Source organism: Thiohalobacter sp. (assembly GCF_027000115.1).
In the GTDB taxonomy this organism is placed as follows: domain Bacteria; phylum Pseudomonadota; class Gammaproteobacteria; order Thiohalobacterales; family Thiohalobacteraceae; genus JALTON01.
In genome coordinates, this window is record NZ_JALTON010000013.1 from 13,713 (window position 1) to 27,495 (window position 13,783).

The 13,783-nt window shown below is 65.7% G+C and carries 14 protein-coding genes; 9 read left to right on the forward strand and 5 right to left on the reverse strand.

Translation table 11 applies throughout. The features are described from left to right. Positions 1-54: 54 nt before the first annotated feature. Positions 55-921: an OmpA family protein gene (locus MVF76_RS01445; RefSeq protein WP_297526943.1), complete on the forward strand. Its 867-nt coding sequence runs from the start codon at positions 55-57 to the stop codon at positions 919-921. Between the two features lie 6 nt (positions 922-927). Here the strand turns inward: MVF76_RS01445 and MVF76_RS01450 are convergent, their stop codons facing one another. Then, the gene (locus MVF76_RS01450; protein ID WP_297526945.1) at positions 928-2,172 is read right to left on the reverse strand and encodes an MgtC/SapB family protein; all 1,245 of its coding nucleotides are present in this window, start codon (positions 2,170-2,172) and stop codon (positions 928-930) included. A gap of 85 nt (positions 2,173-2,257) precedes the next feature. On the opposite strand from MVF76_RS01450, the gene MVF76_RS01455 reads away from it, so the two are divergent. From MVF76_RS01455 to sat, 4 genes are all read left to right on the forward strand, one after another. After that, complete coding sequence (locus tag MVF76_RS01455; protein WP_297526947.1) at positions 2,258-3,115, forward strand: class I SAM-dependent methyltransferase; 858 nt, start codon at positions 2,258-2,260, stop codon at positions 3,113-3,115. Positions 3,116-3,343: 228 nt separating this feature from the next. After that, positions 3,344-3,928, forward strand: a complete 585-nt coding sequence (locus tag MVF76_RS13020) for an Hpt domain-containing protein (protein ID WP_411293532.1) — start codon at positions 3,344-3,346, stop codon at positions 3,926-3,928. Then, entirely contained in the window at positions 3,901-4,839 is a 939-nt protein-coding gene (locus tag MVF76_RS01460) for a response regulator (protein ID WP_297526949.1), read from the forward strand. Before MVF76_RS13020 ends, MVF76_RS01460 begins: the two co-directional genes overlap by 28 nt. Before the next feature lie 244 nt (positions 4,840-5,083). Further along, positions 5,084-6,283, forward strand: a complete 1,200-nt coding sequence (gene sat / locus MVF76_RS01465) for a sulfate adenylyltransferase (RefSeq protein ID WP_297526951.1) — start codon at positions 5,084-5,086, stop codon at positions 6,281-6,283. 127 nt (positions 6,284-6,410) lie between these two features. Here sat and MVF76_RS01470 read toward each other — a convergent pair whose 3' ends face one another. Beyond that, the gene (locus MVF76_RS01470; RefSeq protein WP_297526953.1) at positions 6,411-7,502 is read right to left on the reverse strand and encodes a VIT1/CCC1 transporter family protein; all 1,092 of its coding nucleotides are present in this window, start codon (positions 7,500-7,502) and stop codon (positions 6,411-6,413) included. Between the two features lie 97 nt (positions 7,503-7,599). On the opposite strand from MVF76_RS01470, the gene MVF76_RS01475 reads away from it, so the two are divergent. Both MVF76_RS01475 and MVF76_RS01480 read left to right on the forward strand, forming a co-directional pair. Continuing rightward, entirely contained in the window at positions 7,600-8,505 is a 906-nt protein-coding gene (locus MVF76_RS01475) for a hypothetical protein (protein WP_297526955.1), read from the forward strand. 260 nt (positions 8,506-8,765) lie between these two features. After that, positions 8,766-9,038, forward strand: coding sequence for a hypothetical protein (locus MVF76_RS01480; RefSeq protein ID WP_297526957.1), 273 nt, complete (start codon positions 8,766-8,768; stop codon positions 9,036-9,038). Between the two features lie 278 nt (positions 9,039-9,316). On the opposite strand, the gene MVF76_RS01485 is transcribed toward MVF76_RS01480, so the two are convergent. The 3 genes from MVF76_RS01485 to MVF76_RS01495 all read right to left on the reverse strand — a co-directional run bounded on the left by MVF76_RS01485 (position 9,317) and on the right by MVF76_RS01495 (position 11,610). After that, on the reverse strand, positions 9,317-10,087 hold the full coding sequence (locus MVF76_RS01485) for a PP2C family protein-serine/threonine phosphatase (RefSeq protein WP_297526960.1): 771 nt from the start codon (positions 10,085-10,087) through the stop codon (positions 9,317-9,319). Between the two features lie 78 nt (positions 10,088-10,165). Continuing rightward, on the reverse strand, positions 10,166-10,900 hold the full coding sequence (locus MVF76_RS01490) for a protein kinase domain-containing protein (protein ID WP_297526962.1): 735 nt from the start codon (positions 10,898-10,900) through the stop codon (positions 10,166-10,168). A 419-nt stretch (positions 10,901-11,319) separates the two neighbouring features. Then, positions 11,320-11,610, reverse strand: a complete 291-nt coding sequence (locus MVF76_RS01495) for a diguanylate cyclase domain-containing protein (protein WP_411293533.1) — start codon at positions 11,608-11,610, stop codon at positions 11,320-11,322. Here MVF76_RS01495 and MVF76_RS01500 point away from each other — a divergent pair. Both MVF76_RS01500 and MVF76_RS01505 read left to right on the forward strand, forming a co-directional pair. Next, positions 11,577-12,722 carry an aminotransferase class V-fold PLP-dependent enzyme gene (locus tag MVF76_RS01500; RefSeq protein ID WP_297526964.1) on the forward strand — a complete coding sequence of 382 codons (1,146 nt, stop codon included), beginning with the start codon at positions 11,577-11,579 and terminating at the stop codon, positions 12,720-12,722. The two genes, MVF76_RS01495 and MVF76_RS01500, sit on opposite strands and share 34 nt — an antisense overlap. A gap of 123 nt (positions 12,723-12,845) precedes the next feature. Further along, positions 12,846-13,745 (forward strand): YiiX/YebB-like N1pC/P60 family cysteine hydrolase, encoded by a 900-nt coding sequence (locus MVF76_RS01505; protein WP_297526966.1) that lies wholly within the window; start codon positions 12,846-12,848, stop codon positions 13,743-13,745. Positions 13,746-13,783 lie beyond the last annotated feature (38 nt).

Here is a 13,783-nt window from a genome sequence, read left to right on the forward strand (position 1 = left end):
GGCGGCTTCCGTGACAGGGGTCAAGTTCCCGGACCGGCCGCCGACATATCGGCCATGGAAAGGCGTTGTTCCACACTGCTGGTCCTGCTGTCCCTGCTGGCCACCGTGCCCGCTGCCGCCATGACCCAGCGCTATGCCGCCACCCTGGAGGAGGCCCGCTGGCAGGTCGAGCGCGGCACGGGCGAATGCGGGCTGGTGCACGATATCCCGCGCCTGGGCCGGGTGCGCTTCCACCAGCGCTCGGGGCGCCCTCTGGAATTCACCCTCGGGGTGGCGCTGTCGCCGGACCGCCATGACGTGGCCAGGGTGGCGGCCGTGCCGCCGCCCTGGAAACACGACGCCATGCCTCGGGAACTGGGTACCTTGCGCATCGACCGCAGCGTGCAGCCCATCCATGCCGGCCGCACCCTGGCACGCCGCCTGCTCATGGAACTGGAACAGGGCATGTTCACCGAGTTCCACTACCGCGACTGGGCAGATGCCCGTGACGAGGTTACCGTGGTCGTATCCCCGGTTCGCTTCCGCGAGGTGCTGCCTGCCTTCCAGGACTGCGTGGCGGGCCTGATCCAGCTCGACTTCGACCCGCTTGCCGAATATTTCATTCCCTTCCGCACCGACAGCTACCGGCTGCACCGCCTGACCCGGCGTCAGCTCGACCGCATCGTCGCCCAGTACCGCAAGCGCGGCGATGTCGGCCGGATCGTCGTCGGCGGCCATGCCGACGAACGCGGCACCGAACCCTACAACGAGGTGCTGGCGCGCAAGCGGGCCGAGGAGATCCGCCGTTATCTGGTGTCTCGCGGCATCCCCTATTCCAGGATCGAGGTGCGTTCCTACGGCGAACGCTGGCCGGCCAATCCCGGCAAGGACCCTCAGGCACTGGCCGAGAACCGCCGCGCAACCATCTGGTTCACCGAGTAGGCGAATTCAGGCATCGAGCCACAGCACCAGTCCGCCGACACCCACCACCAGCACCACGAAGGGCAGGAAACGCACGGCGATGCGGCTGTCGCCCGCGACCAGCACCAGTACCGCCTTCACCAGCGTATTGACCATGGCAGCCAGGGCGATGCCCTGGGCGGCCACCACGGTCGACACTTCGCTGCCTTGCGCCAGCCGGGCAATGGACAGGGTAATGGCATCCACGTCCGCGAGACCGCTCACGGCCGCCGCTACCAGCACTCCGCGCTCGCCCAGCGCCTTCTGCAGGCCCGCGGTCAACAGCATGACTGCGGCGAGAAAAAGTCCGAACTTGATCGCCGGCAGTAACTGGAAAGGGTTGGTCAGCGGGGCCTCGTCCACTGTGCCGGCGCCACGCCGTGACCAGGCCAGCGCGGCGGCGGCCAGTGCCGTCAAGGTCATGGCCGCGAAGGGCGCAAGCAGCGATCGCAACAATTCCGCGTTCACCACCGCAACCAGCAGCAGCATGCGCGGAAACATGGTGGCAATCGCGACCAGGATGCCCGCGGCGAGCAGCATGGCCGGCAGCCGCTCACGGCTCAGACGCGCCAGGTGCAGGGTGGTGGCGGTGGAGGAGGTCAGCCCGCCCAGCAGTCCGGTGAGCAGGATGCCGCGCCCGGTACCGAACAGCTTGATGCCCACATAGCCGGCAAAGGAGATGCCGGCAATCAGCACCACCAGCCACCAGAGTTCGTAGGGGTTGAGCACCTGCCAGGGACCGAAACCCCGGTTCGGCAGCACCGGCAACATCACCACCGATATGAGCAGCAGCTTGAGCGCCGCCTGCAGCTCGGCCGCCTCCAGGCGCTGCAGCCAGGCATGCAGTACCGGCTTTAGACTGAGCACGAAGGTGGTCAGCACGGCTGCGGCGGCGGCCAGAACGGCCTGATCCCGCATTACCAGCGCGCCCAGGGCAAAGGTGATGAGCGCGGCGATCACCGTGGTAATGCCCTGGTCCTGGCTCCGCTCCAGCCGTCGCAGATGAGCCACGATCAGCAACGCCGCAAAGGCCGCGAAGGCCAGCCCCAGCAGAAGATCCCCCAGCACTTCGGCCAGTTCGGCCCACAGCGCGCCAAGCAAGGCGATCAGGCCGAAGGTTCGGATGCCCGCCAGTCGCGTTCCTTCACCCGCGCCACGCGACTGCCAGCCTCGCTCGACACCGACCAGCAGGCCCAGAGCCAGCGCAACCATCAGATCGATCAGCGTATGCATGGTTTCACTGTATCACCTCCAGGCCCTGTCATCCCTCATCACGGCCATTTGCCAGCCAGCAGGCACTGTGGCATAAAGGCGCGCCATGTCTTCCCGAAAGAAAAAGTCTCGCAAACCGCACACAAAGAAGCGCGGCAGTCGGCCCAAGGGTCCACCCCTGGCCGAGCAGGCCGACCGCCATGAACTCTACGAGCGCTCGGTCCAGGACGTCGCCTTCGAGTTCGAGTTCGTCGACGAAACCTACCAGCGCCTGCGGGGGCGCAAGGCCCGCCTGCTGCGCGAAGACTTCTGCGGTACGGCCGCCATGAGCTGTGAGTGGGTCCGCCAGCGGCCGGACAACCGCGCCATCGGCGTCGATCTGGATGCCGAAGTTCTGGAGTGGGGCCGGCAGCACAATGTCGCGAAGCTCGACGAGGCACAGCAGCAGCGCCTCGAACTGGTCCAGGCCAATGTCATGGAGGTACAGACCGAAGCACCGGACCTGATCATTGCAATGAATTTCAGTTACCAGATCTTCATGGACCGGGATACCCTGCGCAGCTACTTTGCCAAGGTACGCGAGGATCTGGCCGAAGAGGGAGTGTTCATCATCGATGTCTTCGGCGGCTACGAGGCCTACCAGGAGCTGGAAGAGGTCACCAAGCACAAGGGCTTCACCTACGTCTGGGATCAGCACAGCTACGACCCCATCACCGGCGAGATGACCTGCTATATACACTTTCGCTTCCCCGACGGCTCGCGCATGGAGCGGGCCTTCGAATACCACTGGCGGCTGTGGACCCTGCCCGAACTGCAGGAGATACTCAAGGAGGCCGGCTTCGCCCGCACCACCGTGTACTGGCAGGGCGAGGACGAGGACGGCGAGCCCGACGGCAACTTCCAGCCCGCCACCCGCGGCGACGCCGATCCCGGCTGGATCGCCTTCATCTCTGCCGAGAAATAGCCCGCCAGGCGCCGGTGTCCCGCCGGCACGGAAACGGCCTTTCCCTGAATTTGTCGTGGGGCAATAGCGTCCCCTTCTGTTCGCTGCCACCAGAACAGCCTGACATTAAGTCCTTTGTTCAACTGGATATGAACATTTTCTCGAGATGAACTCATTGACTGGTTCGGCCCGCCCCTGCGAGGGGGCGCTGTCAACTGCTGGACGCCCGCCTGATCGGTGACACCCCGCGTGCTCGCCGGCTTCCTCGCTCAGCTCGGCCTGTTCCGGCAGGAGCTGCAACGCGCACTGACCCGGGACGATCGCGAAATGCTGCGCAGCCTGCTGCACAAGCACAAGTCCTCGGCTCGCTCGGTGGGCACCATGACGCTCGGCAATGCCTGCGCCGAGGGCGAGCGGCTCTGCCGGGAAGGCGACGCCAGCGCGCTCGAGCGGATGCTGGCAAACCTGTTCACCGAAATCGACCGCGCCGAGCAGGCCCTGCAGCGGCTCGCGCACGATGCCCGGGGGCCTGACAGCGGGCAGGCGCTGCACTATCTTTTTTTGGACAGGCTGACATCTTCACGTTGCAGAAAAGGGGGAAGTAATGGAGACAACAGTCGTTCTGGTCACCGACGGCTCGCACGAAGCCGATGCGGTCGAGGCCGCGCTGAAGGAGGACGTTTCGGACCTGCGCCGCACCGCCGACGAGGCCGAGGCCGCGCGCATCCTCGACAGCGAGGATGTGGCGGTGGTGGTGTACGGGCTTGCCTCGCTGCAGGATGCCGTGGCCATGCAGGTCAACCTCTATGGTGCTGGTTGCCGAGGACGACATAAAGAACGCCTTCGACTACTGCATCCGCGACATCTTCGACGACTACGCCGCGGCCACGCCGCTGCAGGACATCCATCACATCCGCCTGTCCGTCCATCTTGCCGTGCAACGCCGGGCAACGGAACAGGAGGCCAGGGCCGAAGCCGCCCGCGCCGCGGATGCCCTGGACGAGGCCCGCAACCGCACCGAGGGCACCAAGAAGGTGGTGGAGCGTTCGCAGACCGAGCTGGGCGACACCCTCGCCGACGAGATCGCCGGCCTGGCCGCCGAGATGAAGAGGCCCGAAATGGCGGACACCGTGAAGGTGGTCGACGAGAGAAAACTCGACACCCGCCTGCGTAACTTCACCGAAACCCGCGTCAAGCCCGCCGTGGAGCGTAGCCGTGCCAGCATACACGCCGCTCTCAACGAAATGGCCGAGGTGTTCGCCCGCAAGTACGAGGAGCACGTGGGCGGCCGGTCACGCCGCGCCAGTGCCGCACCTGCGGCCCCGGCAAAGCCTGCAGCGGAACCGGCCAAGCGCCAGGCACCCGCTGCCGACAAGGGCAAGGGTGCACACATCCTCGTCGTCGTCGACGACCCCACCTATGGCGAGATCGTCAAGGACTTCCTGGAGGAAGCCGGGTTCCGGGTCACGCTGTCGCCCAACGGCCAGCAGGCGCTGACGCTGATGGCGCGCGAGCGACCCGCTCTGGTACTGATGGACTTCGAGATGCCAGTGATGAACGGTGCCGAGACCACACGACGCATGAAGGCCCACCCCATGCTGCGCAACATCCCGGTCATCATGCTCACCGGCCACAGCGGGAAGGCGGTCATCCAGGCCAGCCTCAAGGCCGGGGCCGCGGACTTCATCCTCAAGCCCGGAGAGCGCGCCTCCATGACCAACAAGATCCTCGCTCACCTGCCCTGAACCGGCCCACAGCCCCAAAAATACTTGATATCCCGATAAGGCGTGACTGCACCTCTCTGTAATTCAAGGGGTTTTGCCGGGTACGCCTTGATTCGGGGCATGATCGCGAAAAAATCTTCCATGGTATGATGCCGGGAATTTCCGGTAGCCCCGCGCGGCGCCACCAGCCACGCCCGGAAGTCCTGCCGGAGGCGCATGGCGCGCCGACGAATTCCGACAACAGGCACCACAGGAGAGAAGCCCCATGATCAATCCCGTCGGCTCCGACGAACTCAAGCCGCTGTTCGTCTATGACCCGGAAGAACACGATGCCCTGATGCACGAGGCAGAATCCCTGCCCTCGGTGGTGGTCAGCTCCGCGACCGCCGGCAACGCCGTCATGCTCGGCGGCGGCTACTTCTCGCCGCTGCCCGGCTACATGAACGTCGCCGATGCCGTCAGTGTCGCCGAGACCATGAAGACAACCGATGGCCTGTTTTTCCCGGTGCCCGTGCTCAACCTGCTGCCGGACGTCTCCGCCATCGAGGGCGCGAAGCGCATTGCGCTGCGCGACCCCAACGTCGAGGGTAACCCGATCATCGCCGTACAGGACGTGGAGGCCATCGAGGAAGTCAGCGACGCACAGATGCAGCTGATGACCGAAAAGGTCTATCGCACCACCGATCCCGAGCACCCCGGCGTCGCGGCCTTCAACAGCCAGGGCCGCTTTGCCGTCTCCGGCCCGATCAGGGTGCTGAACTTCAGCTACTTCATCACCGACTTCCCGGACACCTTCCGCACCGCAGTCGAAATCCGCAACGAGATCAAGGAGCGTGGCTGGAACAAGGTCGTCGCCTTCCAGACCCGCAACCCCATGCACCGCGCGCACGAGGAACTCTGCCGCATGGCCATGGACGCGGTCGGCGCCGACGGCCTGGTGATCCACATGCTGCTGGGCAAGCTCAAGCCCGGCGACATCCCCGCCCCGGTGCGCGACGCCGCCATCCGCAAGATGGTGGAACTCTACTTCCCGCCCAACACCGTGATGATCACCGGCTACGGCTTCGACATGCTCTATGCCGGCCCGCGCGAGGCCGTGCTGCATGCCTACTTCCGCCAGAACATGGGTGCGACCCACTTCATCATCGGTCGCGACCATGCCGGCGTGGGCGACTACTACGGCGCCTTCGACGCCCAGACCATCTTCGACACCGACGTGCCGAAGGGCGCCTTGCAGATCGAGATCTTCCGCGCCGACCATACCGCTTATTCGAAGAAGCTGAATAAGGTGGTGATGATGCGCGACGCGCCGGATCACACCAAGGAAGACTTCGTGCTGTTGTCCGGCACCAAGGTCCGTGAGATGCTGGGGCAGGGCATCGCGCCGCCGCCGGAGTTCTCGCGTCCGGAAGTGGCCAAGATCCTCATGGACTACTACCAGAGCCTGAACAAGGAAGCCGGCTGATCCCGGCCGCTTTCTCTGCTCTACCGACGCCGGGCGCAACGCCCGGCGTTTTTTCCGGCCCGCGAAAACCTGATGGGCGCGCTTTGCTTTGCCCATCGCCTCAACGAGACGCCCGCTCCCACACAGATCAGATCTCGACCCCGAACCAGACCTGCATCAGCCGCCCGAACAGATAGGCCAGCCCCGCCGCGGCAAAACCCGACAGCGTCATCTCCAGGATCTTGGTCCGCGGCGGGATGCCCGACAGGGCCGACACCAGCCCGCCCACCGTCGCCAGCGCCGTGCCGGCCAGCAGCACAGAACCCGCCAGCGCCACCAGCGACTGCTCGGCCAGGAAGTAGGGCAGCACCGGAAAGATCACCCCGAGCAGATAGGCCAGCCCGGTGAAGAAGGCCGAGCGCCATTCGTTCTCCGTCACCGGCTCGATCAGCAGGCGGCCGATGGTTTCCGTATCCGCGCCCAGACGACCGGCCAGTTCCTCGCCGACCTCGGCGGGCAGTCCCGTCTCCGCCAGCCGCTCCCGGAAGCGATCGCGGGCCCGCTCCGGCGCCACCGCAAACAGGATCTCCATCTGCCGCCGGTTGGCCTCGTTCACCTGCCGCTGCGACCGCACCGAAATGAAGGCGCCGATGCCCATGGACAGCGCCCCCGCGATGCCCACGATCAGGCCGCTGACGCCCACCAGCAGCGGATTGCCCGGATAGGCCGCCGACAGGCCCGTGACCGCGCCCAGGATTTCCACCAGCCCGTCGTTCATGCCCAGGATGAAGTCGCGCACGTTGGCCAGCCCCGCACCCTCGGCCTCGCGGCGGAAACTGGCCTCGTGCTCCAGTTCGTCGAGGATGATGTCGTGCAGGCGCTGGCGCACGGCCTCGTGCAGATCCGGTTCCTGCCATACCGCAAAGTAATCCTGCGCCGCACCCGTCTCGCCCAGTTCCAGCGTGCCGATCACCAGCCGCGGGGGCAGAAACCACAACAGCACCGCCACCACCGCCAGCCGCAAGCGCGGTGGCCGAACCGCGGGTAGGGCGCCGCCCAGGGCCTGGATGCGCTCCGCCCAGAAGTCCGCATGACGCCGCTCGGTGGCGGCGGTGCGCTCCAGCAGCGCGCGCAGTGCCGGGTCACGCACCCGCGCGGCGAGGCCGCTGTAGGTGAGATGGTCGCCCATCTCGCTCTGGTAGAAGCGCTGCAGTCGCATCAGTTCCTGTTCCCGGTTCATTTTTCTTCCCCTGTTTGCCATGCACCTGCCTGCGCTGGGGTATGATGGCAGTAGCCCGCGATTCAAGCGCACGGCCCGCCCGGCAAAGGATGCCTCCATGACCACGGATTCAGAGCCCTTCCGTTTCGAACAAATCCACATCGACGCGGCCCGCAACGCCACCGACGACTTCAACCTGTTTCATGATCCGCTGCGTTGGCAACGCCTCGCCGGCAATCCCTTCTGTGGTCCCATCGTACTGGGATTCCAGCTCGTGTGTCTGGCCGAGGGCTGGCTGCGGGGGCAGGGCATCATCACCGACGACGGCCCGGCCTTCGTCAACGGCCAGTACCAGTTCGCCAGTGCACTGCGCCCGGGAGAAAGCGCCCGCATCGAAGCCGGCCGTCCGCGCATCGAGGCCGACCGGCGAAGCTGCAGGCTGCTGGTGCGTGGTCCCTCCGGCCTGATACTGCGGGGCCAGATTCAGCAGGAACCCGAGGCCCGCCATGTGCCGGAGGGCGCGCCGGCCATCGCGCCCGATGCGCTCGCGCGCCAGCCCGACCGCTCCTGGTTCGGAAACAGCGGCTGGTTTCTGAAGCACAAGTACATGAACACCGGCAACGCCAAGAACTTCCTCTGCGGGTCACGGGTGGAACAGACCCGCTTCATCGACGAACTCGAGGATCGCGTGCGCTTCCCCGACAGCTTTCCCGCCGCGCTCATCTCCTGCGCCCTGCTGGAACGCGCCCGCAGCGAAGGGCACGACTTCGAGCGTGAGCCCATGGTCTACACCCAGCACCGCATCAGCATCGACCAGCGTGGCATGGCGCGGCTCAAGAGCAACGACCGCGTCAGCCTGCTGGTCGGTCCGCCCCGGCAACAGGCCGCCGGCCGCGGCCTCGGCGCCCAGGCCGTGCGCCAGCAGACCCATGGCTGCCTCGTCCTCGACCAGCAGGGCCAACCCCTGGTGCGGGCACTCATCAGCCTGTCGCCGCTGAGCGCGCTGCGGGAGGGCAACGCTTGAGCCGTCAGGGGAAATTGCCGAGGATATCGGCGTAAAGGAGATTGCTTCCTTGAACCGTCATGGATAATGGCACGAAAGGAGGAGCGCATAGGGTGCGCGAATTGAGGCAGGGCGGCCGCCCGAAGGCTGCCAGTGGCAGGGATCCCTGGGCCTGGGCCAGCCGCTGGCTTATGATGCTTCGCCGGTCCGGCGACAAGCGGGCCGATTCAACGGCCCGTCACAAGGCGACCACAGATGACGAACATGCAGAGCAGCGAAAAGTGACCTCCAGACTCCCCGACAACTCCCGGCTGCAGTCCATCACGACCGAAGACGTCGATTCGGCGCTGCAGATGCTGAAACAGCACGTGCAGGGTGCGGAGATCGGGCCGCTGGTGGCCGCGCTGGAAGCCTTGAAGGAGAATCCCCAGGACAGGGGCCGCCAGGAGGCAGTGGCAGAGGCCTTCGATGCGCTGGGCATCGTGCAGGGGGCGGTGTTGACCTATGCGCCCTTGCTGCAGTTGTTCGTGTCGGTTGATCCGTTCGACGATTGAGTGGTGGTTGTGTGATGGGCGCGGCCTTTCGGGCCTTTGTCCATCCTGCGGCAACTGCAGTTGGAATGACTGATGCTTTTGATGGGCACGCTTCGCTTTACCCATCCTACGAGAGGCTGCGAGAGGCGTTCCGGTAGGATGGGCAAAGTCGCGTAGCGACGTGCCCATCAACTGCGGTGGTCAATAACGCCCCCGGATCCGCGGAAAGGCGAGGCAGTCAGGCCTCGATCACCCGGGGCTCCCCTGCCTCATATTTAACATAATATACATTATACGCACTATCCGAGGCAGGTCGGGCGGTACAGGATGACCGTCAGATCATCCGGATGCCCGCTGTCGCCCGCCATCACGGCGGCGGTTTCTTCCATCAGTCCGCACAGGGCGCGCTCGATCGGGCCCTTGCGCACCCGCTCGACGACCTGTTCGATGGGCAGATTGTCGGTGAGCCCGTCGCTGGCGATCAGCACCGTGTCGCGTGCTTGCAGGCGAATGCGTGGCCCGATCTCCATGTGCATGTCCCGGCTGCCGACGATGTTCGATACCAGGTGCCGGTTCTCGGCATACCATGCGGGATCATCCTCCTCGATCACGACCCCGGATGCCGCCGCGTAGCCGGTCGGCGAATGGGCCATCACGTACTGGCGGATGCGTCCCCGTTGTCCGGTGACCAGGATGGGCGAATCGCCCACATGGAAGCTCTGTGCCACGCCATCGGCGATCTGCACCACGGCGAGCGTGGTCGCGGCCCCGCTGCCCAGCCCCAGCACCACCTCGTTGGCCGCCTCGATGCCGCCCAGCACCGCGGCCCGCACCTGCTCGGGCGCCTGGGAATCCAACCCGGCAACGGCTTGCGCGATCGTGGTGACGGCCAGGCGCGAGGCGTCCCGGCCGGCCGGACAGCCGCCGACGCCATCGGCCAGTATCAGCACACCGTCCCGTGACCCCAGCGGCACCGCGGCCAGCGCGTCCTCGTTCGGGCCTTCCCTGGCGGGCGACTTGCGGGTAGCCAGCGCGACACAGCCGCCGGCGAACCGCAACGGCCCCTCCATCAGAGCCTCCTGATCGGCAAATACTATCGTTTTTTCAATTGACTCCATTTGATTTCTGAACTGATTTGTCTTCTTGGATCAGGACCAGCGCAGGTTTTCCAGGTACAGCCGCAGCTGCCCGGCAGTGCGGTACTTGCGAAGGATCAGGCTGCGCTTGAGGCCGCAGCAGATGGCCTTGATCTCGGGCGGCTGGCGCGCATAGTGGCGTTGTCCGCCCAGGGCATCGTAGAAGATGCGGATCAGGTCCAGTACATCATTGCGTATGCCCTCGGCGTTGGAACGGCTCCAGGCGAACATGTCGATGAGCTTGAGTTCGAAGCCCAGCCCGTGGCGTTCGACGATGATGTTGTCGGCGTGCAGATCACCGTGGTATTCGCCGGCGGCGTGCACGCACTCGAGGCCAAGCGCAAGATGGTACAGCAGGTGCAGGGCCTGGAAGGGTTGCAAGCGCTGGCCGGGCTGGCGGGCAACGAAGGCATCCAGCAACTCCCCTTCCACATATTCCGAGACCAGGGCCGAGATCATGCGACCATCGAGTTCCAGTCGCTCGCGCGTGTAGTACTGGATGACGATCGGGCAGTGCCTCAGCTTGTGCAGCTTGCGGGCATAGCGCCTGAGAGCACTGTCGCGCGGATTGCGTTGGGGAAAGAAAAGCTTCAGCGTGCGCTCGATGCGGGTGCCAAGCTCGAGCACCAGGTAGACCTCGCCCTCCCAGCCAGCCCCCAGCCGTTCCAGCACCCGGTACTTGCCGAGCAGCGTGCTGCCGGGCTCCAGATCGAATGCCGTGATACGCTTGCCACGTGCCCCCGCCATCGATTTTCACCCTCGACCGTGACGATCAAAACGCTTGCGTTATTAACCCGCATATTGCACCAGGGCGGAAGCGGGCGGCAGGCAACCTGTTGTCCTGGCGGGCAATGAACCGGATTTCGTGGCCATGGCCCGGAGCGCGATTTGCGCCTGCCCGCTTCCTGCTGCGGCCCTGGCGGATTTTCGCTCGGCCTCGCATCTCGGTAGCCCCCGTGGATCGAAGAGCCGGGCTCGGAAGCGGGCCGGGTTCTCTGCGACCTCAGATTCCGGAGCGCAGGATATTTTTTGCAGGAAATCGCGCCAGGACCGGCGCTTCAGAGCATACCGCAACGGATGAAGTTTGCGAGGCATGACGGAAAATCAGTGCATATCACCCAGAGCATGGCTTCGCGTCATCGAATTTCGGCAAGGGCAGAGACAGCTCAGCCGCGCTCGCCAGACCCCCCGCCCAGACGCGCCAGCACGTCATCTGGCCGGAGGGTGCCGCGCAGCTTCGCGGTAAGCTGCTTGAGCAGTTCGTCACCCGCGTTGCGACCGCAGGTGTCATTGACCACCTTGAACTGGTCGAGGCCGAGATGGCGCACTGCATGTTCCACCGACTCGCGGCGGCAAAATCGGCGAAACTTGAGGCGAAATCGCCGGGTTTGTGGCAGGCTCGGGAAAAAATCGGGGGAAGCCCATGAAAAACGACGCGTTGCAGGATCTTTTTGCAGTGGAACCGGAGATCATCTATCTCAACCACGCCGCCGTCGCGCCCTGGCCTGTCCCGGTGCAGGAGGCCGTGTGCCGCTTCGCGCGGGAGAATGCGCACGCGGGGTCGCGGCACTATCCGCGTTGGCTGGCCACCGAGCAGCGGCTGCGCGAACGCGCCGCGCGCCTGCTGGGCGTCGAGGGCACGGACGGCATCGCCCTGGTCAAGAACACCTCCGAGGGCCTGTCCTTCGTCGCCCACGGGCTGGACTGGCAGCCGGGCGACGAGGTCGTGATCCCGGCCGGCGAGTTCCCCTCCAACCGCATCGTCTGGGAATCGCTGGCCCCGCAGGGCGTGGTGGTCCGCGAGGTGGCGCTCGACTTCGCACAGCCCGAGGCCGCGCTGATGGCCGCCTGCGGACCGGCCACCCGGTTGATGTCGGTGAGCGCGGTGCAGTACGCCAGCGGCCTGCGCCTCGATCTCGACCGGCTGGGCGCCTACTGCCGCGAGCACGACATCCTGTTCTGTATCGATGCCATCCAGTGGCTGGGCGCCCTGCCCTTCGATGCGGTGGCCGCGCGGGCGGATTTCGTTGTCGCCGACGGTCACAAGTGGCTGCTCGCCCCGGAGGGGCTGGGGCTGTTCTTCTGCCGCGAGGCCCTGCTGGACCGGCTGAAGCTGCACGAGTACGGCTGGCACATGGTGGCCCATCCGGGCGAGTTCGACCGGCGCGACTGGGCGCCCGCCGCCAGTGCCCGGCGCTTCGAGTGTGGCAGCCCCAACATGCTCGGCGTGCACGCCCTCGACGCCGCCCTGGGACTGCTGCTGGAGATTGGCCTGGACCGGGTCGCGGCGCGGATCGCGGAACGGACGGACCGGCTGGTGGCCGCCCTCGCCGACGACGACCGCTTCCGCCTGCTCAGTCCGGCCTCGCGGGAACGCCGCGCCGGCATCGTCACCTTCGCACCGCTGCGGGAGACGCCGGAGGCCCTGTTCGAGCGTCTGCAGGCCGCCGGGGTCCAGTGCGCGCTGCGTGGCGGCGGGGTGCGGCTGTCGCCCCATTTCCATACCCCCATGGCACAGATCGAACGGGTGCTGGCACTGCTGGAAGAAGGGCCGGCTTCACAAAATTGACGTTTTTTCAGATAGCTTTGGTCCCGAAGCTAAGTCCGGGGCCCGCGCGGCCGATAAAGCTGTCAGGAAACCCGTGGCCGGTGACGGGGTCTCAATTGATGGGACGACACCCACGGAGGCACGATGCGGTTCGGATTCAAGGCGTGGCTGGGACAGGCACTGAGTCGGTGGCTGACGGCCGAGCAGCCGCACGACCGCACGCCGCTGTGCGATTTCGAGCGCCTGCGCTACGAGATCCGTCCCGCCGACGTGCTGCTGGTCGAGGGCCGTTCCCGGGTCAGCGAGGTGATCAAGAACATCACCCAGAGCCCCTGGACCCATTCCGCGCTCTACATCGGCCGGCTGGCCGACATCGATGATCCGACCGTGCGCGAGCACGTCTCCTATCTCTACGACGGCGATCCCAACGATCAACTGGTGATCGAGGCCCTGCTCGGAGAGGGCACCATCGTCAACCCGCTGGACAAGTACGAAAAGGATCACCTGCGCATCTGCCGGCCGGCGGGGCTTTCGCGTTCCGATGCCCAGGCGGTGATTGCGCATGCGGTCAATCATCTCGGCTGCGACTATGACATCCGTCAACTGCTGGACCTCGCGCGCTTCCTGTTCCCCTATGGCCTGCTGCCCAGGCGCTGGCGATCCAGTCTGTTTGAGCACAATGCCGGCATTCCCACCCGCACCGTCTGCTCATCGATGATCGCGGCCGCCTTCGACCATGTGCACTTTCCCGTGCTGCCCGTGGTCCAGCGCGCCGAGGACGGCCGGTTGCGCCTGTACAAGCGCAATGCCCGGCTTTACACCCCTCGCGACTTCGACTACTCCCCCTACTTCGAGATCATCAAATATCCCTATGTGGGCCTGGAGGATCGTGCCCTCTATCGATCACTGCCCTGGGACGAGGAAGGCCAAGTATGCAACGACCAGGGTGACTGTTTCGTGCCGGTATCACGGGAAAACAGGGCCGCGGCCCTCGACGACGCCCGCGATCCGGTCGACCTGCAACCGAAGGACGCCGCGCAGTAGCGCAGTCGAAACGCGGCGCCCACCTATTAACCCGGCAA

Coding starts and splice junctions, on each gene's coding strand:
- MVF76_RS01475 (WP_297526955.1), top strand. CDS start 7,600: ATGACCACGGATTCAGAGCCCTTCCGTTTCGAACAAATCCACATCGAC.
- MVF76_RS01485 (WP_297526960.1), bottom strand. CDS start 10,087: ATGGAGGGGCCGTTGCGGTTCGCCGGCGGCTGTGTCGCGCTGGCTACC.
- MVF76_RS01445 (WP_297526943.1), top strand. CDS start 55: ATGGAAAGGCGTTGTTCCACACTGCTGGTCCTGCTGTCCCTGCTGGCC.
- MVF76_RS01460 (WP_297526949.1), top strand. CDS start 3,901: ATGGTGCTGGTTGCCGAGGACGACATAAAGAACGCCTTCGACTACTGC.
- MVF76_RS01500 (WP_297526964.1), top strand. CDS start 11,577: ATGAAAAACGACGCGTTGCAGGATCTTTTTGCAGTGGAACCGGAGATC.
- MVF76_RS01470 (WP_297526953.1), bottom strand. CDS start 7,502: ATGAACCGGGAACAGGAACTGATGCGACTGCAGCGCTTCTACCAGAGC.
- sat (WP_297526951.1), top strand. CDS start 5,084: ATGATCAATCCCGTCGGCTCCGACGAACTCAAGCCGCTGTTCGTCTAT.
- MVF76_RS01450 (WP_297526945.1), bottom strand. CDS start 2,172: ATGCATACGCTGATCGATCTGATGGTTGCGCTGGCTCTGGGCCTGCTG.
- MVF76_RS01505 (WP_297526966.1), top strand. CDS start 12,846: ATGCGGTTCGGATTCAAGGCGTGGCTGGGACAGGCACTGAGTCGGTGG.
- MVF76_RS01455 (WP_297526947.1), top strand. CDS start 2,258: ATGTCTTCCCGAAAGAAAAAGTCTCGCAAACCGCACACAAAGAAGCGC.
- MVF76_RS01490 (WP_297526962.1), bottom strand. CDS start 10,900: ATGGCGGGGGCACGTGGCAAGCGTATCACGGCATTCGATCTGGAGCCC.